22 protein-coding genes and 2 pseudogenes are annotated in these 22,870 nt (G+C 63.9%); 15 read left to right on the top strand and 9 right to left on the bottom strand.

From position 1 onward, the window contains the following. The first annotated feature begins 208 nt into the window (after positions 1 to 208). On the top strand, positions 209 to 1,411 hold the full coding sequence (gene pcaF, locus F6X42_RS21930; RefSeq protein ID WP_187636197.1) for a 3-oxoadipyl-CoA thiolase: 1,203 nt from the start codon (positions 209 to 211) through the stop codon (positions 1,409 to 1,411). 147 nt (positions 1,412 to 1,558) lie between these two features. On the opposite strand, the gene dmeF is transcribed toward pcaF, so the two are convergent. Both dmeF and F6X42_RS21920 read right to left on the bottom strand, forming a co-directional pair. Then, positions 1,559 to 2,485 carry a CDF family Co(II)/Ni(II) efflux transporter DmeF gene (dmeF, locus tag F6X42_RS21925; RefSeq protein WP_187636196.1) on the bottom strand — a complete coding sequence of 309 codons (927 nt, stop codon included), beginning with the start codon at positions 2,483 to 2,485 and terminating at the stop codon, positions 1,559 to 1,561. Positions 2,486 to 2,491: 6 nt separating this feature from the next. After that, the gene (locus F6X42_RS21920; protein WP_187636195.1) at positions 2,492 to 2,767 is read right to left on the bottom strand and encodes a metal/formaldehyde-sensitive transcriptional repressor; all 276 of its coding nucleotides are present in this window, start codon (positions 2,765 to 2,767) and stop codon (positions 2,492 to 2,494) included. 239 nt (positions 2,768 to 3,006) lie between these two features. On the opposite strand from F6X42_RS21920, the gene F6X42_RS21915 reads away from it, so the two are divergent. The 3 genes from F6X42_RS21915 (at position 3,007) to F6X42_RS21905 (ending at position 5,170) form a co-directional block, all read left to right on the top strand. Further along, complete coding sequence (locus F6X42_RS21915) at positions 3,007 to 3,585, top strand: hypothetical protein (RefSeq protein WP_187636194.1); 579 nt, start codon at positions 3,007 to 3,009, stop codon at positions 3,583 to 3,585. A 227-nt stretch (positions 3,586 to 3,812) separates the two neighbouring features. Beyond that, positions 3,813 to 4,796: a hypothetical protein gene (locus tag F6X42_RS21910; protein ID WP_376776397.1), complete on the top strand. Its 984-nt coding sequence runs from the start codon at positions 3,813 to 3,815 to the stop codon at positions 4,794 to 4,796. Positions 4,797 to 4,810: 14 nt separating this feature from the next. After that, complete coding sequence (locus F6X42_RS21905) at positions 4,811 to 5,170, top strand: hypothetical protein (protein ID WP_246530172.1); 360 nt, start codon at positions 4,811 to 4,813, stop codon at positions 5,168 to 5,170. A gap of 30 nt (positions 5,171 to 5,200) precedes the next feature. On the opposite strand, the gene F6X42_RS21900 is transcribed toward F6X42_RS21905, so the two are convergent. Continuing rightward, positions 5,201 to 6,409 (bottom strand): sensor histidine kinase, encoded by a 1,209-nt coding sequence (locus F6X42_RS21900; protein WP_187636193.1) that lies wholly within the window; start codon positions 6,407 to 6,409, stop codon positions 5,201 to 5,203. A 235-nt stretch (positions 6,410 to 6,644) separates the two neighbouring features. Between F6X42_RS21900 and F6X42_RS21895 the strand changes: the two genes are divergently transcribed. Then, positions 6,645 to 6,986 (top strand): response regulator, encoded by a 342-nt coding sequence (locus F6X42_RS21895; protein WP_312892870.1) that lies wholly within the window; start codon positions 6,645 to 6,647, stop codon positions 6,984 to 6,986. A gap of 36 nt (positions 6,987 to 7,022) precedes the next feature. Here the strand turns inward: F6X42_RS21895 and F6X42_RS21890 are convergent, their stop codons facing one another. Beyond that, on the bottom strand, positions 7,023 to 7,949 hold the full coding sequence (locus F6X42_RS21890; RefSeq protein ID WP_187636192.1) for a LysR family transcriptional regulator: 927 nt from the start codon (positions 7,947 to 7,949) through the stop codon (positions 7,023 to 7,025). Between the two features lie 106 nt (positions 7,950 to 8,055). Between F6X42_RS21890 and F6X42_RS21885 the strand changes: the two genes are divergently transcribed. Then, positions 8,056 to 8,931 carry an aldo/keto reductase family oxidoreductase gene (locus F6X42_RS21885; RefSeq protein ID WP_187636191.1) on the top strand — a complete coding sequence of 292 codons (876 nt, stop codon included), beginning with the start codon at positions 8,056 to 8,058 and terminating at the stop codon, positions 8,929 to 8,931. A 27-nt stretch (positions 8,932 to 8,958) separates the two neighbouring features. On the opposite strand, the gene F6X42_RS21880 is transcribed toward F6X42_RS21885, so the two are convergent. Further along, positions 8,959 to 9,867 carry a LysR family transcriptional regulator gene (locus tag F6X42_RS21880; protein WP_187636190.1) on the bottom strand — a complete coding sequence of 303 codons (909 nt, stop codon included), beginning with the start codon at positions 9,865 to 9,867 and terminating at the stop codon, positions 8,959 to 8,961. 70 nt (positions 9,868 to 9,937) lie between these two features. On the opposite strand from F6X42_RS21880, the gene F6X42_RS21875 reads away from it, so the two are divergent. Both F6X42_RS21875 and F6X42_RS21870 read left to right on the top strand, forming a co-directional pair. Continuing rightward, positions 9,938 to 10,762: an NAD(P)H-dependent oxidoreductase gene (locus F6X42_RS21875; protein ID WP_187636189.1), complete on the top strand. Its 825-nt coding sequence runs from the start codon at positions 9,938 to 9,940 to the stop codon at positions 10,760 to 10,762. A 145-nt stretch (positions 10,763 to 10,907) separates the two neighbouring features. After that, the gene (locus tag F6X42_RS21870; RefSeq protein ID WP_187636188.1) at positions 10,908 to 11,762 is read left to right on the top strand and encodes an alpha/beta hydrolase; all 855 of its coding nucleotides are present in this window, start codon (positions 10,908 to 10,910) and stop codon (positions 11,760 to 11,762) included. A gap of 20 nt (positions 11,763 to 11,782) precedes the next feature. Here the strand turns inward: F6X42_RS21870 and F6X42_RS21865 are convergent, their stop codons facing one another. The 3 genes from F6X42_RS21865 to F6X42_RS21855 form a co-directional block, all read right to left on the bottom strand. After that, positions 11,783 to 13,075, bottom strand: a complete 1,293-nt coding sequence (locus F6X42_RS21865) for an aspartate carbamoyltransferase (RefSeq protein ID WP_187636187.1) — start codon at positions 13,073 to 13,075, stop codon at positions 11,783 to 11,785. Between the two features lie 230 nt (positions 13,076 to 13,305). Then, entirely contained in the window at positions 13,306 to 15,450 is a 2,145-nt protein-coding gene (locus F6X42_RS21860) for a putative bifunctional diguanylate cyclase/phosphodiesterase (RefSeq protein WP_246530171.1), read from the bottom strand. A gap of 199 nt (positions 15,451 to 15,649) precedes the next feature. Then, positions 15,650 to 16,066 (bottom strand): rhodanese-like domain-containing protein, encoded by a 417-nt coding sequence (locus tag F6X42_RS21855; protein WP_187636186.1) that lies wholly within the window; start codon positions 16,064 to 16,066, stop codon positions 15,650 to 15,652. Between the two features lie 121 nt (positions 16,067 to 16,187). On the opposite strand from F6X42_RS21855, the gene ftrA reads away from it, so the two are divergent. The 3 genes from ftrA to F6X42_RS21840 all read left to right on the top strand — a co-directional run bounded on the left by ftrA (position 16,188) and on the right by F6X42_RS21840 (position 19,724). Further along, positions 16,188 to 17,150 carry a transcriptional regulator FtrA gene (gene ftrA / locus F6X42_RS21850; protein WP_187636185.1) on the top strand — a complete coding sequence of 321 codons (963 nt, stop codon included), beginning with the start codon at positions 16,188 to 16,190 and terminating at the stop codon, positions 17,148 to 17,150. 108 nt (positions 17,151 to 17,258) lie between these two features. Continuing rightward, positions 17,259 to 17,681 (top strand): hypothetical protein, encoded by a 423-nt coding sequence (locus F6X42_RS21845; RefSeq protein WP_187636184.1) that lies wholly within the window; start codon positions 17,259 to 17,261, stop codon positions 17,679 to 17,681. A gap of 486 nt (positions 17,682 to 18,167) precedes the next feature. Next, positions 18,168 to 19,724: a sialidase family protein gene (locus F6X42_RS21840; protein WP_312892867.1), complete on the top strand. Its 1,557-nt coding sequence runs from the start codon at positions 18,168 to 18,170 to the stop codon at positions 19,722 to 19,724. 231 nt (positions 19,725 to 19,955) lie between these two features. Here the strand turns inward: F6X42_RS21840 and F6X42_RS45950 are convergent. After that, a pseudogene (locus F6X42_RS45950) lies at positions 19,956 to 20,066 on the bottom strand (winged helix-turn-helix transcriptional regulator); the annotation flags it as partial. On the opposite strand from F6X42_RS45950, the pseudogene F6X42_RS21835 reads away from it, so the two are divergent. The 4 genes and pseudogenes from F6X42_RS21835 to F6X42_RS21820 all read left to right on the top strand — a co-directional run. Further along, a pseudogene (locus F6X42_RS21835) lies at positions 20,066 to 20,374 on the top strand (NAD(P)-binding domain-containing protein); the annotation flags it as partial. The pseudogenes F6X42_RS45950 and F6X42_RS21835 overlap by 1 nt on opposite strands. Positions 20,375 to 21,001: 627 nt before the next feature. Continuing rightward, entirely contained in the window at positions 21,002 to 21,451 is a 450-nt protein-coding gene (locus tag F6X42_RS21830; protein ID WP_187636183.1) for a hypothetical protein, read from the top strand. Further along, positions 21,448 to 22,014 (top strand): transglycosylase SLT domain-containing protein, encoded by a 567-nt coding sequence (locus F6X42_RS21825; RefSeq protein ID WP_187636182.1) that lies wholly within the window; start codon positions 21,448 to 21,450, stop codon positions 22,012 to 22,014. Before F6X42_RS21830 ends, F6X42_RS21825 begins: the two co-directional genes overlap by 4 nt. Beyond that, a complete protein-coding gene (locus F6X42_RS21820) occupies positions 22,011 to 22,580 on the top strand; it encodes a hypothetical protein (protein ID WP_187636181.1) in 570 nt (189 codons plus the stop codon). The genes F6X42_RS21825 and F6X42_RS21820 overlap by 4 nt, the downstream gene beginning before the upstream one ends. Positions 22,581 to 22,870: the final 290 nt, after the last annotated feature.

Genomic DNA, 22,870 nt, shown 5'->3' with positions numbered 1-22,870 from the left:
CGAGAGCCGCAACTCGTCGCTCCGAAGCCCATCGTTCACGATCCTGCGCTAAGCTGCTCCGATGTAACGGCCGCGCGCCGCCGCTCATTTGCAGCTTCCTGCCGGCGGCCGTCGGCCACTGGGCCGATGCCTCGCCGCATCGAACCGGCGTCATGACGCAAAGCCGACCGCGGCACAGCGCACGCAGCATTTCAACTGGAGACATCCCATGACCGAAGCATTCCTGTGCGACGCGATTCGCACCCCCATTGGCCGCTATGCGGGATCGCTGTCGTCGGTGCGCGCCGACGACCTGGGCGCGGTGCCGCTCAAGGCGCTGATGGAGCGCAACAACAACGTCGACTGGACCGCGATCGACGACGTCATCTACGGCTGCGCGAACCAGGCCGGTGACGACAACCGCAATGTCGCGCGCATGTCGCTGCTGCTCGCGGGCCTGCCGAAGGACGTGCCGGGCTCGACGGTCAACCGCCTGTGCGGCTCGGGCATGGATGCGGTCGGCATCGCCGCGCGCGCGATCAAGTCGGGCGAGGCCGCACTGATGATCGCTGGCGGCGTCGAAAGCATGAGCCGCGCACCGTTCGTGATGGGCAAGGCGCCGACCGCGTTCTCGCGTCAGGCCGAGATTTACGACACGACGATCGGCTGGCGCTTCGTGAACCCGCTGATGAAAAAGCTGTACGGCGTCGACTCGATGCCGGAAACCGGCGAAAACGTCGCGACCGACTACAACATCAGCCGCGCCGACCAGGACGCATTCGCGCTGCGCAGCCAGCAGAAGGCCGCGCGCGCGCAACGCGACGGCACGCTCGCGCAGGAAATCGTCGGCGTGACGATCGCGCAGAAGAAGGGCGATCCGATCACGGTCACGCAGGACGAGCATCCGCGCGAAACGAGCCTCGAAACGCTCGCGAAGCTGAAGGGCGTCGTGCGTCCGGACGGCACGGTCACGGCCGGTAACGCGTCGGGCGTGAACGACGGCGCGGCCGCGTTGCTGCTCGCGAACGAAGAAACCGCGAAGCGCTTCGGCCTGACGCCGCGCGCCCGCGTGCTCGGCATGGCGACGGCCGGCGTCGAGCCGCGCGTGATGGGCATCGGCCCGGCACCCGCCGCGCAGAAGCTGCTCGCGCGTCTGGGCATGACGATCGAACAGTTCGACGTGATCGAGTTGAACGAAGCGTTCGCCTCGCAAGGCATCGCGGTGCTGCGCGCCCTCGGCGTCGCCGACGACGATCCCCGCGTGAACCCGAACGGCGGTGCGATCGCGCTCGGCCACCCGCTCGGCATGAGCGGCGCGCGTCTGGTGACGACCGCGACGTATCAGTTGCAACGCACGCAGGGCCGCTTCGCGCTGTGCACGATGTGCATCGGCGTCGGCCAGGGCATTGCGATCGCGATCGAACGCGTGTGATGGGTGAGTTGTTTTAGCGCGCGGGTTCGTCCTCGCGCTTTGCGGGTTTCGGCGCAAGCTGAATAGCACAAAGCAGCAGGGCCGGCGTGTCGTCGAGACACGCCGGCCCTTTGTTTTGATTGCGCGTTGCTTCGTCGGACGCGGCCGTTATGACGCCGCTTCGACTGTCAGATGCATGACCTCATGCACTGGCGCGAGCCGCGCGCGGATCGTCTCCGCGGTGACGCTGCCGTGCGTGCGCACACTGACGATCGCCGCTCGCGCCTCCGGGCCGATCTGCCAGACGTGCAGGTCGGCGATCTCGGCGTCGCCGTGCGAGTCCAGGATTTCGCGGATTTCGCTGGCAACGTGCTCGTCGGTTTTATCGAGCAGCACGCCGGCCGTGTCGCGCATCAGCGTCCATGCCCAGCGCGCGATGACGATGGAACCGACGATGCCCATCAGCGGGTCCGGCCACACCCACCCGAGATAGCGGCCGGCCAGCAGGGCCACGATCGCCAGCACCGAGGTCAGCGCATCGGCGAGCACGTGCAGGTAGGCGGAGCGCAGGTTGTTGTCGGACCCGTGCGCATGGCCGTGATGATGGTGATGATGGTCGTGATCGCGATGCCCATGGTGCGCATGGCCGCCCGACAACAGCAACGCGCTGACGATGTTCACGACCAGCCCGATCGCCGCGATCACCGCTGCCTGCCCGAACGCGACACCGGTGGGATGGATGAGCCGGAACGCAGATTCGATGCCGATGCCCAGCGACACCAGCGCGAGAATCAACGCCGAAGCGAAGCCGGCAAGCTCGCCCACTTTTCCTGTTCCGAAGCTGAAAGCGTGGTTTGCCGAGTTGCGTCTCGCGAACGCATACGCGAGCGCCGCAATCCCGAGCGCGCCAGCGTGCGTCGCCATGTGGAAGCCATCGGCGAGCAGCGCCATCGAGCCGGTCATGTAACCGGCCGCGATCTCGCCGATCATCATGGCAAGAGTGAGTGCGACGACGGAACGGGTCCGGCGTGCGTTTTCGTCGTGCGAGCTGCCGAGAAACGAGTGCTCGTGCTTGTGGATCATGTTGTCAGTCATAGAAACCTACTTCGAATAGCGGCGGATCGCCTCGATCAATGAATCCACGCCCTTTTTGCGCTGGCTGGCCGTCAGGTCGGGATGCGCGACATGCTCGCGCGCGTGCGCCTCGACGATCTCATCGAGCAGGCCGTTCATTGCGCCGCGTGTCGCGGCCACCAGATGCAGGACTTTTTCGCAATCGGTGTCCGATTCCAGTGAACGCTCGATAGCCTGAACCTGGCCCGCGATGCGGCGAACGCGCTTCAATAAGCCGTCTTTGTGTTCACTCAGATGTGACATACGCATACCCCCTATGGGTATAGATGATAGCACCGCACTGACATCGCGTTTCTGGCGGCTGTCGGCGGCCCTGCCGACGCATACGTCGGCCGATCGTTCGCGTCATACTGTTTGACGTGGTTGTTCCGAAGACGCGGAGTTCAACGCGTCGGGCATGAATGGTACGGGGCGCGAAGCGATTGCGCGCCGCCCGCATGACCGACCGTCAAGCACTATTGAAACCTTCGAGGAGAACGCGGATGAAAACAGCGACGCTAGCGGCAGCATTGGCCATCGCGGTGGCGGCCGCGGCCCCGCCGGTGCGCGCGCAGGACGACATGGCGAGCACCGCGCAAGCGGTACTGAGCGCGGCGCAGCCGGTGCATATGACGGCGGAGATCGTCGCCATCGATGCGGGCAACCGCTCACTGACACTGAAGGGCCCGCACGGCGACGTCGCGATCGTGCTCGTCAGCCAGCAGGTTGCGGGCTTCGATCAGCTGAAGATCGGCGATCGCGTCGACGTGCTGTACAAGAATGCGGTGCTCACCAAGGTCGACAAGGCAAGCAGCGCGAGCAAGGGGATTCGCGAGCGCGCCGACAGGCACAGCTATACACCGGCGTCCGGCGGATACGAGGCGGCGCGACAGACCGAGGTGCTCGCCACCGTGCTGAAGATCGATCGCAAACAGCGCCTGGTGACGCTGCGCGGCGCATCCCAGACGCAGACCTTCGAAGCCGCGCCCGATGTCGATCTCAGCGACGTGAAGATCGGCGATACCGTGCATGCGGCGTTCGTGTCGGCGGCCGCCATGCAGGTGACGCCTGTCGGGCAGTGACGGGGCGAGCTAGCGGGAGCGGTCCGTGGCCGCGTCGGCTTCGCAAACTATGTCGAAACATGTCGCGGCGCCCGCCGGATGGCGGCGAAGCCTTGCCTGGCGGGCCCGCGTCGCGGTGAAACAGCTCGACATATCTTCCGTGATGATTTCCGCGGTGTGTCCTTCTATAGTCCGTTCGTCGCCACGCGGCAGTGACGCAAGTGGCCCGAATCCAGCAAGGACATACCGTGAAAAATCGTTCGTTCGCAGGTTCCGACAAGGTCAGCGCCCGCCTGGCGCGAGCCGCGCTGCGCAACGCGGTGCTCGGCGCGGCCGCCGCCGTGCTCGCACTCGGCAGCGCATCGGCGTTCGCGTGGTCGGGTCACGGCACCGCGTACACGTCGCGCGGCGTCTATAACGGCGCGCACTACGGCTCGTGCGGTGGCGGTAGCTGCTCGCATGCGGGCAGCGTGGCCGGCCCGTATGGCGGCTTCGCGAGCAACACCGGCACGCTCACGCGTACGGCGCCCGGCCAGTTCTCGAACTCGGGTACCGCGACGGGCCGCTACGGTAACTCGGTGCAGCACTCCGGCGACACCAGTTGCGCGGGCGGCTCCTGCTCGCATACCGGCGCGTTGAGCGGCCCCGACGGCAAAACGGCGACGACGTCCGGCGACGTGACGCGTACCGCGCCGGGCCAGTATTCGTCGTCGGGCTCGATCACGGGGTCGAACGGCAATACGGTCAATCATGCGGCGTCGACGAATTGCGCGGGGTCGACCTGCGCGCGCTCGGGCACGGTGACGGGCCCGGACAACAGCGTCTATCACTCGGGCACCGCGACGCGGGTCGCGCCCGGCGTCGTGACGACGTCGACGAGCGTGACCGGCACGCAGGGCAACACGGTGAGCTCGAGCGGTACGGTGGTAACAGGCGGTGTGGTGGTTGCGGGCGGGACGACGACCGGCGCGACCGTGGTCGTCGCGCCCAAGCCGGTAGTGGTCGCGCCGCCGCCTCCGGTCGTCGTGCCTCCGCCGGTCGTCTACGTGCCGCCGAAGCCCGTCGTGGTGATGCCCCCGCCGGCCTATGTTCCGCCGCTGGTGGTGGTGGCGCCGCTGCCTCCGCCGGCCGTCTACATCGCGCCGCGTGCTGTGTATGTCGCACCGCGGGCTGCCGTCTGGGTGCCGGGCCATTGGTTCGGGCGTGTGTGGGTGCCGGCGCATTGGGCCTGACGATGAGCGCGGCGATGCGAATCAGAACCTGCGTCGAAGCGTGGCGCTCACGTCGCGCCATGCGCTACTCGCGAGCCGACGTGTCTGCGTGGTGCGCGCTGTACAAAGCAGCCGCGCTGGCGACAATCGTGATGGCAACACTGCTAGGGCTAAACGCGTACCTCGAGCCCAACCGCGAGTTTCGCGCGAAGCCGGCCACCAGCGCAGCGAGCGACTGTTCCGCGCGCTACGCCGCGTTGCTCGATCTGGCCGAGCTCGCGCGGCGTGACGGCAAATCGTCGGAGGTGGTCGTGCGTGCATTGAGCGAGCAGAACGGCGTGATGAGCGAGTGCCTACCCGCGGGCCGGGGCCGGCCTGCACCGCAACTGCATTGAACGTGCAAACGGATCATGCGATGGATCGGCTCACTGAACGCGCAGCGGAAACCGAATTTCGAACGTGGTCCCCACGCCCTCGCGCGACGCAAATTCGATCTGCCCCTCGAGCACCCGGCATAGCTCCTTGACGATCGCGAGCCCGAGCCCCGTGCCCGGAATTTCCTCACCGGCCGCGCGCTCGAACTCGTCGAACACGCGCTCCGCATCGGTGGGCGCAATGCCGACGCCGGTGTCGGACACGCGAATGATCCAGTGTTCGGCGCCACGCGTCGCGAAGCGGAATTCGACCTGTCCCGACTTCGTATACTTGATCGCGTTGGACAACAGATTGAGCGAGATCTGCTTGAGCTTCAGCCGGTTCGACGTGACGACCGGCAGCGCCGCGTCGAACGAGCTGCGTAACGCGAGCCCCTTCGCGTCGATCGACGGCCGCGTCGACGCGACCAGTTCGTCGAAGAGTTCGCGCAAGTCGACGTCTTCGAGCGCGAGCGGCGCCGAGTCGCCAAGCATGACCGAGTATTCGACCATCTGGTCCACCAGTTGCTTCATGTCGGCGGCCTGGCGGTTCGCGAGCGCCAACGCGGTATCGGCTTGCGACGGCGCCCGCTCGATCAGTTGCAGCGCGATCGAAAACGCGTTGAGGAAGTTGCGCAGATCGTGCGCGACGCAGCGCGTGATCTGCATGCGCGATTCGTACAGATCGCCGACCAGCCGTTGCTTGAGCGTCAATTCGTGATTCGCGCGTTCGAGCCGCTCCGTGTATTCATCGATCGTGCGATCGCGTTCGGCGACCACTTCCTTGATCGACGCATAGGTGACCATGCTGAATGTCTCGGCGATCAGTCGCCGTGCGCGGCTCTCGTGGCGGCGCGTGCACGTGCTGTCGCGCTCGACGAATTGTTCGAGCGCTTCGGTGAGCACCTTCTGAAAGAGGTCCAGTTCACGCACCAGCTCTTCGATCCGGTAACCTTGGCGCCAGCGCACGTTGCCGTGTTTCTTCCCGTCGCGTTCGATCGACGTTTCAACGCGTCCCAGATCTTCCGCATCGAGCGCGACGCACAGCACTTCGAGAATTTCCGGCAGATGGTCCGCCAGTTGCTGATAGGTGAGCTGGTCCGGTTCGGCGAGACTGGCGTCGATGGAGACGGCCTGCATCCATTGCCGCGTCAGGCGGTCCCGCTCGCCGCGGATGAAGTCGGAGAAATTGCGCAGCGGGCCTACCCGTCTGTCGGTCATGATGGATACCGGGATGGAGTTTCTACAACGTACCTGCTCGCGAACGGTTGCGAACGCCTCGATTTGCGGGGGCGCCGCGGGCCTGTTTCGCCGCCAATCGGCCAGGCGACCCGATGCGCGCCGGCAATCCGCGTCATTATCCGCGCAATTGCCGTCTGTGGAACACGGCTTGCGAGACTCTACTCAGACTAGAAGCAAATTTCGTCCGCAAACCATGATGTGTTCGATATTGCTGGTGGACGACGAACCGGAAATTCTAGCTGCATGGCGGCTGATTCTGGAAAGCGAAGGGTATGAGGTGACTTGCGCGAGCAACGGCGCCGAAGCACTCGCTGACGTCGTCGCTCACGTTCCCGACCTGGTTGTTACAGACTGGATGATGCCGATCATGGGAGGCGCCGAGCTGTGCCGCCGATTGAAATCGATGCCTCAATCCGTCAACGTACCGATTCTGGTCCATACCGCTGTTCCGCCCTCGAACAGCGACGCGCGGTACTGCAACGCGTGTTTGCTGAAGCCGATCGGCGCGGAACTCTTTCTGACGACGATCGCGAAACTCTGCGCAGCACGATGCTGATGTGGCACGAGTCGCCGTTGCCGCCGTCGTTATACCTCAATTGCGTGTCACATCATTGCTGAGGACCCCTGCTGAGTCGGCTTTCAGGAAGTCGACGAACGCGCGCAGCGGCGCCGGCACATGACGATGGCCCGGATAGTACAGAAAAGGCCCTGAAAAGCGCTGCCACCACGGTTCGAGAATCGCTTCGAGCGCGCCGCTGTCCAGATGCGGGCGCAGCATGTCTTCGAACAGATGAATGATGCCGAGGCCCGCGAGCGCGCCGCTGACCGCGAGGTCGATCGCGGCGCCTGGCCGCACCAGCAGCGGTCCGGTCGGATTCATTTGCAGCAGTTCGCCATCGCGCTCGAAGTACCACGTCGGCATCGCGCCGCTCGCGAATTGTCCGCGCAGGCACGCATGCGCGAGCAGTTCGCCGGGATGCCCGGGGCGGCCGTGCGCGTCCAGATACGCGGGCGACGCGGCGGTCGCGAAGCGCTGCACGCGCGCGCCGATCGGCACCGCGATCATGTCCTGCTCGAGGCGTTCGTCGTAGCGAATGCCCGCATCGCAGCCGATCGCCAGCACATCGACGAAACCATCCTCGACCACCACTTCGACGCGAATATCCGGGTACGTCTTCAGAAAGCGCGCGAGCACGTCGGGCAGCACGATGCGCGCGACGCTCGACGGCACGTTGAGCCTCAGCGTGCCAGTCGGCTTGTCGCGAAAGCCGTTCAGCACGTCGAGCGCCGCTTCCATTTCGCCGAACAGCGGCGTCAGCTTCTCGATCAGACGCAGCCCGGCTTCGGTCGGCGCGACGCTGCGCGTGGTGCGGTTCAGCAGGCGCAGCCCGAGCTTCGTTTCGAGGCGCCGCACCGCGACGCTCAGACTCGACGCGGACACGCCGCTGCCGCGCGCCGCGTCGCGAAAGCCGCCGGCGCGGGCGACCGAGACGAAGGCGGCCAGATCGTTCAGTTCCATCGGATTGATTGTGCAGAATTTTGAACAACCCGTACACGTTAGACCGGTTTATTCAACAACGCAATTCCAGCGATACTGTCGCTCACCACTTCACAAGGAAATCGTCATGCCGAACTTCAGTTCCATCGACACTTTCGCGCTAGCCGGCCGCCCGGTGCGGCGCATGGGTTATGGCGCGATGCAACTGGCCGGCCCCGGCGTGTTCGGGCCGCCGAAAGACCGCGGCGCGGCGCTCGCGGTGCTGCGCGAAGCGGTCGCGTCGGGTGTCGACCACATCGATACCAGCGATTTTTACGGGCCGCACGTGACCAACCAGGTGATCCGCGAGGCGCTGCACCCATATCCGCGCGATCTGACGATCGTCACGAAGGTGGGCGCGGTGCGCGACAGCGCCGGCGCGTGGCTGCCGGCGCAGGAGCCCGCCGACCTCGAGCGCGCGGTGCACGACAATCTGCGCAATCTCGGGCTGGACGCACTCGACGTCGTCAACATGCGCGTGATGGGCAACGTGCACGAGCCGAGCGAGGGTTCGATCGAAAAGCAGATCACGGCGCTCGCCGAGCTGCAACAGCGCGGGCTCGTGCGTCATGTCGGCCTGAGCAACGTAACGGCCGCTCAGATTGCCGAGGCGCAGCGCATCACGAAGGTCGTGTGCGTGCAGAACCACTACAACCTCGTGCATCGCGACGACGATGCGTTGATCGATGCGCTCGCGGAGCAGGGCATTGCCTACGTGCCGTTTTTCCCGTTGGGTGGCTTCACGCCGATTCAATCGACGGAACTGTCGGCGCTTGCGCACGATCTCGGCGCGACGCCGATGCAGGTCGCGCTCGCGTGGCTGTTGCATCGGGCACCGAACATCCTGCTGATTCCGGGCACGTCTTCGGTTGGCCATCTGCGCGAAAACCTGCAGGCGGCGCAGTTGAAGCTGAGCGACGAGGTGCTCGATCAACTGGATGCGATCGGCGCTGAAAACGGCTGAGGTTCGGCTTGGACATCGCGGCGTGGCTCAAATCGATGCCGCAATGAACTCCCGCAGCCATTGATGTGCGGGATCACGATGCACGCGCTCATGCCATAGCATTGCCATCTCGTAGCCCGGCACCTCGACGGGCGGCTCGACCATCCGCAGCGCGTGCGAGCCGCGCACGAGGCGCGCGGGCAGCATTCCCACGAGGTCCGTGCTCGCGAGCACCGATTGCATGAACAGAAAGTGCGGCACCGACAGCACGACCTTGCGCGCGAGCCCCACCTTCGCGAGCGTCTCGTCGGTGACGCCGAAAAAGCCGCCGCCATCGGGCGACACGATCACGTGTTCGAGCTTGCAGAACTGCGCGAGGGTGGGCCGGCGCTTCAGCTTCGGATGACCGGCGCGGCCGACCAGCGCATAGCGCTCGGCAAACAGCACGCGACGGCGCAAGCCTTCGGGCGCGCCTTCGCTCGTATGAAAGCCGATATCGATGTCGCCCTGTTCGGCCTGGCGCGCGAGCCGCGGCGGCGCCGCCTCGACGATGGCCAGACGCGTGCCGGGCGCCGCCGCGCGCAGGCCGGCGAGCATCGGCAGGATGATCGTCGACTCCGCGTAGTCCGTTGCGGCGATGCGCCAGGTTTGCGTTGCTGCGGCTGGGTCGAACGGGCTCGTTGGCGCGACCGCACGCTGCAGCGCGTCGAGCGCTTCGCGCAACGGCTCACGCAATGCCTGCGCTTTCGCGGTGGGCCGCATGCCGCGCGGTCCGGGCAACAGCAGCGGATCACCGAACACGTCACGCAGTTTCGCCAGATGCACGCTGACCGACGGCTGAGAGAAGTTCAGCCGTTCGGCGGCGCGGGTCACGTTGTGCTCTTCGAGCAGCACGTCGAGCGTGACCAGCAGGTTGAGGTCGAGCCTTCTGAGATTAATCACGGCAATACCTGACATATTTGGAATTCATTTCCAATATACCTCGTCGACGCCTATCGTGACTGTTTTCAGCCACGAAGGTCCCACCATGAACGTTCTGATCATCTACGCACATCCCGAACCGAAATCGTTGAACGGTTCGCTGAAGGACTTCGCGGTCCGGCATCTCGAACGCGCCGGCCATACGGTGCAGGTGTCCGATCTGTACGCAATGAACTGGAAAGCGTCGCTCGATGCAAACGATAGCAGCGAGCGTCACGGCGCCGAGCGCTTCTTTCCGTCGCTGGAATCGAAGCATGCGTTCGAGAACGGCTTGCAGAGCGAGGACATCGCGCGCGAGCAGCACAAGCTGAAGTGGGCCGATGCGGTGATTCTGCAGTTTCCGCTGTGGTGGTTCTCGATGCCGGCGATCATGAAGGGCTGGGTCGAGCGCGTCTATGCGTACGGTCTTGCGTATGGCGTCGGCGAACATTCCGATGCGCGCTGGGGCGAGCGTTATGGCGAAGGCCGTTTCGCGGGCAAACGCGCGATGCTGGTCGTCACGACGGGCGGCTGGGAGTCGCACTACAGCGCGCGGGGCATCAACGGTCCGATCGACGACGTGCTATTCCCGATCCAGCACGGCGTGCTGTATTACCCAGGCTTCGATGTATTGCCGCCGTTCGTCGTCTATCGCACGAGCTGCGTCGACGAGGCGAAGTATGCCGAGGTTAGCGAGGCGCTAGGGCGACGGCTCGACGCTCTGTGGACGACCGCTCCGATCCCGTTCCGGTCACAGAATGGCGGCGCGTATGCGATTCCGGCGCTCACATTGCGGGACGATCTCGCGCCGGGGCGGGTTGGATTTGCCGCGCACGTCGACGATGCGGGCGCAGAGACAGCAACTGAAGCCGACGAAGCGGCTGAAGCCTGACTGGATCGGATGTTTCGCTGAAATTTGGTTGTAAGTCGCCATTGCTACAGTCGTCGACGGACATAGGCCGAGGCATGCCGGGGCGCTCTTCTTCGGATGCCTGACGAACGTAAGCAGCCGCAAGCAAGCGCAAGGGCGACCCACCATGAATCCAGTCCGTACGTTCTGGCTCATTCTGATGCTGATCGCATCGCCGGCGTGGGCGTTCCAGTCGCGCGTCGTCACGATTCCGAGCGCGGCGATGCATCGGACGTTCGACGCAACAGTCGTGCTGCCCGATCAATACGCGCGTGGCAACCAGGCTGCGCGCTTTCCGGTCGTCTACGTGCTGCACGGCTCGGGCGGCAATTACACGGACTGGACCGCGAATTCGCATATCGGCAAGCTCGCCGACCGATATCAGGTGATCCTCGTGATGCCCGACGGCGGCCGCGACAGCTGGTACATCGATAGCCCCGTCGATCCGCGCAGCCGCTACGAAACCTACGTGGGCACCGAAGTGGTGGCCTATATCGACAGCCATTTCCGCACGATCGCGACGAAGCGGGCGCGCGCTATCACGGGCTTGAGCATGGGCGGCTTCGGCGCGCTACGCATTGCGCTCGACCGGCCCGACGCTTTCGGCGCGGCGGGCAGCATCAGCGGCGCGGTGGACCCGCGCGGCAGCGATGACGAGCCCGGCATCGAGCGTGTGTTCGGCGACCCGATGCAACATGCGAACTTCTGGAACAGCAAAGCGATCGTCGCGAGTGCGGAGGGTTTCGGCCGTGACCATATCGCGCTGACGATCGATTGCGGCGTGAACGACTCGCTCGTACGGTCGAACCGGCTGCTGCACGAGCGGCTCGTCGAACTCGGCGTGCCGCACGATTACGCCGAGCGGTCCGGTGGACATACATGGAAATACTGGTCGAACGCGGTCAAATATCAGGTGCTGTTCTTTGCCGGCAGGTTCAGGCAGGCGGCGCGCGAAATGCGTGACGCGCGCGCCGCGGCCTGATTGGCGAAGCGCTGTCCGCTTCAATCGATGCCGTGAAATACCGCGTCGTCCGGGCCGAGGTAGACCGGCGGGCGCCACGCGGCATCGCGCATCGAATGCTGGACCTGTTTGTCGACACCGAGCAGCACCGCGAAGATCGCCATCCGCACCGGGATGCCGTTGTCCGTTTGCCGGAAAATCGCGAGTCGCGAGTCGTGATTGAGGTCGGTGCTCAGATCGTTCGCGCCGGGGCGGCTGTCGCGCGGCAGCGGGTGCATGATCAGCGTGTCGGCGCCGCACCTGCTATCGACGAGCGCCTGGTTGATCTGGAAATCGGGCGTGTAGCCCTCGAACGATTCGTCGCTGAAGCGCTCCTTCTGGATGCGCGTCGCGTACACCACGTCGGCGCCGCGCAGACCGCTGGGCAGGTCGTGCGTCTGTTCGATCACGTGACCGTTGCGCGAAATCTGCTCGATGATGTAGCCCGGCATTTCGAGCATCGGCGGCGAAATCAGCGTGAACTTGATGCCACGATACAGCGCCAGCAGCTTCACCAGCGAATGCACGGTACGTCCGTACTTGAGGTCGCCGACCAGCGCGATGTGCGCGCCGTCGACGATCTTGCCGAGCCGCGAAAATTCACGCTGAATCGTGTAGAGATCGAGCAGCGCCTGGCTCGGATGCTCGCCGGGACCATCGCCGCCATTGATCACCGGCACGTTGGTCGCGCGCGCGAATTCGGCCACCGAGCCTTGCTCCGGGTGGCGGATCACCAGCGCGTCGACATAGCCGCTCATCACACGGCTCGTGTCGTAGATAGATTCTCCCTTCGCCATCGACGAAAACGTGAAGCCGGTCGTGTCGCACACCGAGCCGCCGAGCCGGCAGAACGCCGCGCCAAAGCTCACACGGGTACGCGTGCTCGCCTCGAAGAACAGATTGCCGAGCACCGCGCCTTCGAGCACGCGCGAGATTTTGCGGCGCCGCGCGATCGGCTGCATGATGTCGGCGACGCGAAACAGGGCCTCGACCGCGTCGCGCGAAAACTGATCGACCGACAGCAATTGCGGTTTGCCTTCGAACAGCATCTGGCTCGCGAGCGATTGCGAGTCTACGCTTTGCGTATATCTTTCACCGGGTTCGGTGTTCGCAACGATCTCCGACACGAAGCGCTCGACGATTTCCGGCATCGCCCGCGATTCCTGCGAGTCGTCCGGCAGCAGCCACGTATCCAGCGCCCGGCGCGACACGCCGATGCGGTTCGCGAACGTGTCGCGCGTCATGTTCAGGCGACGCATCGCATCGCGTAGGAAGGCTTGTTGCGGAACGCTCATCAGGGCACCTGTCGCAAATTTGGGGGGCGGGGGAGTGAGGCAGCAAAACGTGGTGATATACGCGGTGCGTATATTAGTTTCCCCCACGTAGAAGTCAAGCGATTTTGTCGACGGCCTGATTCGCCAAGCGTCGAAGGCTGGTCGCGGCGGGAGCGCGAGCGAGGCGTTGGTCGAACGGCTCGCGGCGTTAGGGCAGACGTGAACTCGAAGCGCAGGCGGACGGGAGCCGATCAGACCAGATCGGCCCCGCCAGCGTCGGCGTATGGGTATGCGCGCATGGGCAAACGGTCCGGGCCGCGCTTCGCCGACGCGGCCATCATTCGCCCTCTGAGCATTTCGCCGAAGTCGTCAGCGCTGATCGGCTTGCCGAGCAGGAAGCCCTGCATTTCGTCGCACATCATCGAGCGCAGCTTGTCGAGCTGCGATTGCGTTTCGACGCCCTCGGCGACCACGTCCATTTCGAGCGAGTGCGCCAGCGCGATGATCGCCGACACGATCGCGCTGCCCGCGGCGCCGTTCGCGTCGAGACCGTGGGTGAAGAAGCGGTCGATCTTCAACTGCTTCGCCCGGAAGCGCTGCAGATACGCGAGGCTCGAATAACCGGTGCCGAAGTCGTCGATCGAGATGTCGAAGCCGCTCTGCTGAAACGCGCGGATCACTTCGACGGTGCGCGCGGCGTCCTGCATCGCGACGGTCTCGGTGATCTCGAACATGATCTGCTCGCACGCGACGCCCTCGGTCCTGACGATGTCGAGTATCGTCTCGACGAGCTCCGGCTGCAGCAGCTGACGCGGTGACAGGTTGATCGCCACCTTCATCGTCGGCAGGCCCTGTTCGATCCAGCCGCGAATGCGCCGGCAGGTTTCGCGCACGACCCAGTAGCCGATCTGGACGATCTGCCCGGAGCGCTCGGCGACCGGGATGAATTCGAGCGGCGTCAGCGCGCCCAGTTCGGGATCGTGCAGACGGATCAGCGCCTCGGCGCCCGCGAGCACCTCGCCGCCGCCATGAAACTTCGGCTGAAACAGCAGCGAGAAACGATCGTTCGCGAAGGCTTCGTGCAGCACCTGCTGGATCTTCAACGTGCGCGTGGCGGCCTCGTTCATCGTGCGCTCGAAGAAGCGGTAGGTGCCGCGGCCCGCGCGCTTCGCCTCGTACATCGCGGCGTCCGCGTGCTTGAGCAGCGTCTCGACGCTGTCGCCATCACGCGGATAGAGCGCAATGCCGATGCTCGGCATCACCTGCAGCGGTTGCGCGTCGCTCCACGTGCCCTGGCGCATCCGCTCGAGCACGCCGTCGGCGAGCGCGGCCGCGTCGTCGGCGGACGTAAGGTCCTCCGCGAGCACGACGAACTCGTCGCCGCCGAGCCGCGCGACGGTGTCGCTCGAACGCACGCATTGCTGCAGGCGTTGCGCGAATGCGGACAGCACCGCATCGCCGGCGGAGTGGCCGAGCGAATCGTTGATCGTCTTGAAGCCGTCGAGATCCATGAACAGCACCGCGAACGTCGTGCGCTGGCGGCGCGCGCCGCTAATCGCGCGTTCGATCCGCTCGGTCAGCGTCGCGCGGTTCGGCAGGCCGGTCAGCGCGTCGAGCGTCGCGAGTCGCACGATCTGGCCGTTCAGCCTCGATACCGCGCCGAGCAGGAAGGTGGTGCGCACGTCGAAGCGCGACAGCATCAGCGTGACGATCAGGACCGCGAACGTGAGCAGGATCACCGCGGTGGCGAGCCATTGCGCGTCCATCTCGTTGGCCGCGCCGCAGATCGCGCCGGGCGCGAAGTCGGCGGCGGCCATGGCCGTGTAGTGCATGCCGCTGATCGCAACGCCCATCACCAGCGCCGCGGCGAGACGTTTGCGTGCGACATGGCGCACGTCTTCGTTGCTGAGCGCGCGCGCCATCCACAGCGCGGCGCTCGACGCGCCGATCGCGATCGCGATCGAGGCCGCGAACCGTGCCGGCTGATAGTGGATCGCGGGCGCCATTTGCAGGGCCGCCATCCCGGTGTAATGCATGCCGGCGATACCGAGCCCCATCACCACGCCGCCCATCAGCAGCCGGCCCGGCGTCAGGCGCTGCCGGGTCGTCATCGAAAGCGCCAGATACGAAGCGCCGATCGCGAGGGCCAGCGAGCAGGCGGTCGTCGCGAGGTCATAGCCGAGCGGGATAGGCAGCGAGAACGCGAGCATCGCGACGAAGTGCATCGACCAGATGCCGACGCCGAGCGCGAACGCGCCGCCGAGCCGCCATGCATGCCGCCGGCGCGCCGAGCCGAGCAGGAAGATGCGGCCCGTCAGGTCGAGCGCGGTGTACGACGCGAGGGTCGCAACCGCGAACGAAATCGCGACGAGCCAGAAATTATATGAACTCTGCATATTGGGTCCGCCGGGAGGAGTCCGGCTGAACATCTTATCGGCACTCTTCGAACTTTTGTTTAACTTATTTGCGATTTGCGAACAGGGGGCAAAACGGGCGCGCGGACGGCGGCGGATGCCGCGCTGGAACGCGTGTCGGATTGCGAGCCACGCTATGCATCGGAGCACGGCTCGGACGGCGGATCGGCGTCCCGGCGGCTCAGCGGCTCAGCGGGAACCCCTCGTCGAGCCAGCCGGTGACGCCGCCCGCCATCAGCTTGACGGGCCGCCCAAGCTGGGCGAGCCGCAGTGCGCCGCGCGCCGCGCCGTTGCAGTGCGGGCCCGCGCAGTAGGTGACGAACAACGTGTCCAGCGCATAGGCCGCGAGCTTCGACGCGACGATTTTGCCGTGCGGCAGATTCAGCGCGCCCGGCACGTGGCCTTGCGCGAATAGCGCGGGACTGCGCACATCGAGCAGTACGAAGCCGGGTGCGCCGCTCGCGAGGGCGGCGTGCACGTCGGCGCAATCGGTTTCGAAGCGCAGCGACGCGTGGAAGTGCGCGAGCGCGGCGGCGCTGTCGGCGGCGGGGATCGCGGTGACGGCGTTCGGGACGGCGGTGAGGTGGTCGTCAGTCATGTCAAGGAAGGGTCGAGTTGATCGGATGGTCTGGCGCGCGCGTTTCAGGCACGGTCGATTGTGGCGGGTGGCGGGTCGCCGGATAAGTGGCGTGATCGTCAATCTTCGGTAACATCGCGCCATGCACAATCATCTCGTCGTCGCGCTGGCCTACGACCGGCTCTGCACCTTCGAATTCGGCTGCGTGACCGAACTGTTCGCGCTCGAGCGGCCCGAGCTCGGCGTGCCCTGGTATCGCTTCGCGGTCTGCGCGGGCGAACCTGGTCCGATCCGCGCGGCGGGCGGCATCACGCTGGCCGCGCCCTACACGCTGACGCTGCTCGCGAGCGCCGACACGATCGTGATTCCGGGTTGGCGCGATGCCGACGAAGTGCCGCCTGCCGTGCTGCTGCGCAAGCTTCGCGCGGCCTATGAGCGCGGCGCGCGGCTCTGCTCGATCTGCTCGGGCGTGTTCGTCCTCGCGGCGGCCGGCGTGCTCGACGGCAAGACCGTGACGACCCACTGGCGTTACGCGGACAAGTTGCAGCAGCGCTACCCGCAGCTGCGCGTGCAGCCCGATGCGCTGTATGTCGATGAAGGGCAGGTGATCACGTCGGCGGGATCGGCGGCCGGGCTCGACATGCTGCTGCATCTGGTGCGGCGCGATCATGGCAGCGCGGTCGCGAATCGCGTCGCGCAACGGCTGGTGGTGCCGCCGCATCGCGAGGGTGGTCAGGCGCAGTTCGTGCCGCGCCCGATACCGCGCGACGAAAGCGGACGTATCGCGAAGCTGATGGACTGGGTGCGCAGCCATGCGGCCGAGCCGCATACGCTGCACTCGCTCGCCGGGCGCGCGGCGATGAGCCCGCGCACGCTGCAACGGCAGTTCCGCGACGCGACCGGCATGGCGCCTTATGAATGGCTCGTCAGGGAGCGCGTCGCGATTGCGCGTGAATTGCTCGAAGCCGCGACACCGCTGCCGATGGCGCGCGTCGCCGAGCTGGCGGGGTTCGGGTCCGAGGAGTCGTTGCGGCGGCATTTTCGCCGGATCACGTTGACGAGTCCGGGCACGTATCGGCGCAGGTTCGGTGGGGCGGGATGCTAGTCGCGGCCTGCCCGCGACGCTTATCATGCAGGCGCATATGCATGCATCGTCGTCATCGCCGCAGTCCGTCAGCGTTCCCAGACCCTCAGCAAAAGAAAAACGCGCGTCATGCCAAACGTTCTGAATCATGCCGAGCTCGTGTTCCTCGTGTCGTTCGCATTGATGTGGCTGGCGGCGCGCATCGGCGCGACGATGTTGCGGCGCTTCAGAAAAATCGCCGACGATGCCCACGACGACTTCAGCGTGATCCAGGCCGCGACGCTGACGCTGCTCGCGCTGATCATCGGCTTTACGTTCTCGATGGCGGTCGGCCGCTACGACCTTCGCGACCATTACGAAGAAGAGGAGGCGAGCGCCATCAGTACCGCCTACGTGCGCGCCGATCTGCTGCCGGCCGCCGATGCGGCCGCGGTCCGCGCCCTGCTCGTCAACTATCTCGACGTCGCCGATATCGACAGCCCGCGTGGCGGCATGATCCATGTGCGCCCGTCCAATCTGAAGGCGCTGGTGAGTTCGCTGCATCCGGGTTGAGCCCGCATCGAATTCGCGGCACGCGTTTCTGCGCGGCATCTGTCACCTGTCCTATCAGCGTCTGCCGCGCGCGAAGGTGCTCGGCGAAGCGGGATTCAGGATGGCCGCAGGTCAGGAAGCGCATACATGCTTCAATCGTCCTTCTGCAAACCCCATACCACATCAATAGCCATGAGGATGGCTTGTCACGAATTGGCATACATGACGAATTTTCCAGACAAATCGGGCGGCAACATCCTAGTGTGTTGCCATAGGTGGCTTCGGACGTGCATCGATACGACTCTCGAAGGGCGGTAGCAAGAACAAGTCGTTTTCAGATGGGTGCCGGTGACGGAAAGCCCGGCAATGCGCAAGCGTCTTACCTTATTCGCGAGGCACAACATGACATCGATTTTCAGACGGCTATCCCGTTCTGCTTCCCGCGGCTTTGCAGGTGGCAGCGTCATCGCGCTCACGTGCGCGATCGTCCCAGGCGCCGAGGCGCAAGTGGTCGGCCCGCTCGTCACGGTGGCCGCGGGCGATCCATTCAGCGGATGCACTGCGGACCAGATTAACGCACAGGAGTCCGCATTCAGGAGCGTCCTGTTTCCGGCCACGTCGATCGAGCCATGGCTGGCGGCCGATCCGACCAACCCGTCCCGCCTTCTCGTCGGCCATCAGCAGGACCGCTGGGACGACGGTGGCTCACGCGGACTCGTCGGCGTCGTCTCCAACGATGCGGGCAGCACGTGGACCAATACGATCCCATCCGGCGTTACCGATTGCACCGGCGGCAAATTCCGTCGCGCCTCCGATCCGTGGGTAGACTTCGCACAAGACGGCACCGCGTTCTTCTTCTCGTTGGTGTTCGACCCGATGAAGCCGACGACTCCGTTCGGGGCGCGCAATAGCGGGTTGCTGGTCAGCCGCTCAGTCGACCACGGCGCGAGTTGGCAGGCTCCCGTGACGCTGATCCGCACCACCTCGCCGCACGCGCTCAATGACAAGAACTCGCTCACCGCCGATCCGACGGCGAACGGTTACGTCTATGCGGTGTGGGATCAACTGAGCGTTTTCCCGCCAAGCCAGGCCGGCGATCAGTTGCTCGCGGGAAACGACGGTGTCGAAATCGCGCGTCAATTGCGCAACCGTGCAGCGGGTGGTGCTCCGGTCTCCAAGTTCAATTTCACCGGCCCGAGCTTCTTCTCGCGATCCGTCGACAACGGCGTGACCTGGAGCACGGCCGCCCCGATCTATCAACCGGGCACGAACGCACAGACGATCGACAACATCGTACGGGTGTTGCCTGATGGGACCCTGCGTGATTTCTTCACTGCAATCAATGTCACAACGTCGGGTCTCAGCATCGGCTATATCAAGTCCACGGATAAGGGCGCGAGTTGGAGCACACCGACGTTCGTCAACGATATTCAGGTGCGCGCAGCGGGAGTGGTCACGCCGGACACCGGCCAGCCGGTGCGCGATGCCGCCATTCTTTACAGTATCGCTGTGAACCCGGTCACGGGGGCAATCTATCTCGCGTGGGAGGACAATCGCTTTTCGACAGCCACCTGCACCACGCCCGGTGCCGGGTCAATCGCGATCACCGGGATTGTCTTCAGCGAATCGGATGACGGTGGGGCCACCTGGTCGACGCCGGTGATGATCAACAAGACGCCGGCGAATGCCGCCAACCCGTGCCGTCAGCAGGCCTTCATCCCCGCAGTGGTGGCCTCGGGCGACGGCAAGACCGTGGTGGTGACCTACTACGACTTTCGCAACGACACGAACACGTCTGCCGGCGCCGAGGGTACGGACAATTTCGCGCTGTTCTGCCCGATCTCGCCTTCGTCCGCGTGCACGAGCTCCGCTAATTGGGGCAACGAGCGGCGACTGACCACGGCCTCGTTCAATATACTTAACGCTCCTGTGGCGCGTGGCCATTTCCTCGGCGATTACATGGGGCTGACCGCCAGCGGGCCCAAAACCATCTACCCGGTATTCGGCACAGCCACAGCTCCCAACGTGACGGCCGAATTCACCCGTCAGATCACATTGCCGTAAGCGCAAGCGGCGGCGACTTGAGGGGGTCGCCGCTGGTTCCTGCAATGGCTCGCGTTTGTCCGCTGAGCCCGACCGGTGACAAGCCGCAATCTTCGTCATTCGCCCGTACTGCTCCGACTGGCTGTGAGTGAAGGCAGATCACCGGTAACGGGCTACGCACTTTCTAAGCCGTGACTGCTGCGCTTTTTCGACTGCGGGGGTCGTCCGTCTCAGCGGGTTTTCAGCATCCTGCTAGGGCAAAGTGTCGCGCTTGGCGAAGATGCTTGTCATTTCCGCCATGTTCTCGGTTCCCCATGTGCACAGCGGGACGATCGCGTCGGCCAGGCTGCGACCGAGCGGGGTCCAGTGCCTACGGCGTGTCCCCTGAGGAACTGGGAGGACAGCCTTCTTCCAAGGTCGTCGCGCAGGCCTTCACTGGTGGAAGACTGGTTAGGGGCTTCAACCATTTGGTCGCTGCCGTCCTTGACCAGGATCCGGCCGTACATCGTGGCAGGAGAGTCGTGTTCCTGGCGAGCGACGATGACGGCGCCGCAGCGGAGATTGGTGCGCTTGCGGAAAATCTCGGTTTCTCGCCGATCAAACTTCGCGGGCTTTCTGAGCAGGCGCGCGGAAATAGCTGGGGTCAACTGATCTTTAAGGACTTGGTCAAAGTTCGACTAATGAATCGTGATCGTAAATTTCGATGCGATCCTGCCTCGTGGACAAAGGGCAGCCACAGTTTGATTGAAGCGAGGGCGACGCCGGCAGTAAGCCGCGCTCCGATCATCTGGCGTGCGCTCGGCGTGCGCTCGCTTATGGGTCTGCTTGACGCCCTCCAGCTCGGGGAGGCGTTGTGCTTGCCGTTCCTGCACGCGGGCCTGTTCCCGCACTCGCGGATGCGTAGCTGACACCGCGTTTCGCTTGACTTAGAGTGCACTCTTCAGGTCAGGTGGCCGCAGCCACTGACGAAACAGCGACTACGTACGAAGCTCCGGCTATGGACCGGTTACTGCCCCGAAGAGGGCGGCCGGATCCAACTCCGCACGAGCATTCAGGGCTTTCGACGGCGGACGCTGAATCGCTCAAATAATGCCCTGGCACTTTTCACCACAGCGGGCCAACAACCAGCCATACAACTGTGAAAAAGAGGCTCATCGGAAAGTTCCGCTTGAACATGGCATGCTCGGAATCATTGTGAATATTTGTCAAAACCTTTTAATCTCAAATTAAACCTGTTGACCGTGGATTCTTTAGATGGTTAATTTGCCGGTGCGTTCTGGAAAATCGAAAGAGGTCAAATGGAACAACAGAAACAGGATGAAACCGGCGGCGAGGAAGAATGCATGCTTTGCCGTATCACCTATTCAGTCTACTCAAACTTCCCGCTAATGCCGTCCGCAATGGCGCTGAACGCCGAAACCGGCGAATGGTTTCCGTTCGATAGGCTGAAGTCGTATTCAAACGGTTACGCCATGGCTGAAGCCCTGGGTTACGCATGGGCGTGCGATTGTCGCGGGCGCTCACTGAAACGTTTCGACCAGCATTTCCGGTTAACTGACCAATACACCGGAACGCCTTTGCAGGGTATTCCGTATCGAATCGTCAGCGAAGATGGAGGTAGTGCAGAACACAGAACGGACGCACAGGGCCGAACCGTTAAGATATCAGGTGCACAATCCGAATCCGTGACGCTCCACGTTTTCGAAGAACACGTCCCGATTAATCCAAAGTGGGACAAATATCTATGACCACGACGCACAAGGTAATCAAGAAGCACAAGGCGAAACTTACTCCGAAATCGGATACCACACCGGTAACGGTGCAGATTGACGATTCGGCACGCCTACGCGAGATTCGGCAGTTGGTGCGGGCGAACAACAAATCGACTCTCGATGACAATCTGGTAATTTGCCAAATCTACATGGAATCGCGCTTTGACTCTAGCGCTTCGCCGGCCGGTAGCACTGCAAAAGGCTTGATGCAGATGACGAAAGGCGCAGTGCAACAGGTCTATAAATATAGGGCACAAAAGACGTTGGTCCATATGCCAAGCGACGCGCAAACGCACCAACTGTTCGCGGAAGCTGCCGCGGTACATGCTTCCTCTCAACTTACCGACGATGCAACAAATATCGGATTAGGAACAGAGTACATGCAATACTGGCTAGACAAGGCGCATTCAGTTGATGCAGCGTATAGACTCTATCGCGGCCTGTCTAACGGCGTCTACTATAAGAAAATCAAGGGGTGCGCGGACCGCCTGACCGCCGATCCTGATTCAATGCGGTCCCTTCGAGATATGGTGAAATGAGAATAGCCGCCTTTATTGCGATCCTGTGTATTGGCTACGTCGCCGATTCGCAATCCGCTATCGGTATGGAAATGGTCACGCGTTGCGAACTCGGGAGCGATCAAAGTCATACGCTCGCATTGCTGCGCGATCATCCCATAGATGGCACGGCGGTTTTCTATCTTAGCAAGGACAGCACCGCGCCAGTGCGCCTTTATGCGGGGGACGAGGATCAATCGCGGGGCGATGGAATACAGGTGGCATGTATCGGTTCAAAGGAGCGCGTATTCGTGATATCCGGCGACTTCACATCGAACTATCTCCAAGGCGTTGCGATCCGCTACAACACGAAATCGGGGCGATGGGAGCGTGTCGATTTCGCCGAGCGCGAACGCCCCGCCGCCATCTACCTTGATCCAAAAGGGCTAGTCGTACTGATACCCAATAGCGGGCGGAACGAGTCTCCTGAGCGCTACATTATTTACCGATACGACGCTGGTGCCGGACGAGCGAAGCAAGCCTATTCGGATCATCTTCCGCATTCTAGGGTGGTGCCAATTCCCGCCCCCAAAAACCGACCGGAGTGACAACAACAAACACGTTTTCAGTGAGACTAGCACTGAAAGAAGACCATACGTCGACGGGTGGAAGTTCATGCTTCGCGATGCGAGGCGGTTCCCAATTCCATGTTCCGAGCCATTCGCCGTTCGTTGATCGTTCAATCGCCCCGCTTCGGCGGGGCTATGCAAAGCGAAGTCACGCGACGAACCGGCACCATCACGACTGAGCATAGGCGACGTCGCCGAAGAACTCGATGCCGGTAAGCATAGAGCCGTTTGGCCCGGTTCAGCTTGCTTCAACATCGTGCAGCGGCGGC

This window comes from Paraburkholderia podalyriae (assembly GCF_014397785.1).
In the GTDB taxonomy this organism is placed as follows: Bacteria; Pseudomonadota; Gammaproteobacteria; order Burkholderiales; family Burkholderiaceae; genus Paraburkholderia; species Paraburkholderia podalyriae.
Note: the sequence above shows the minus strand (reverse complement) of the source record. Positions and strands in the feature narration are given on the sequence as shown.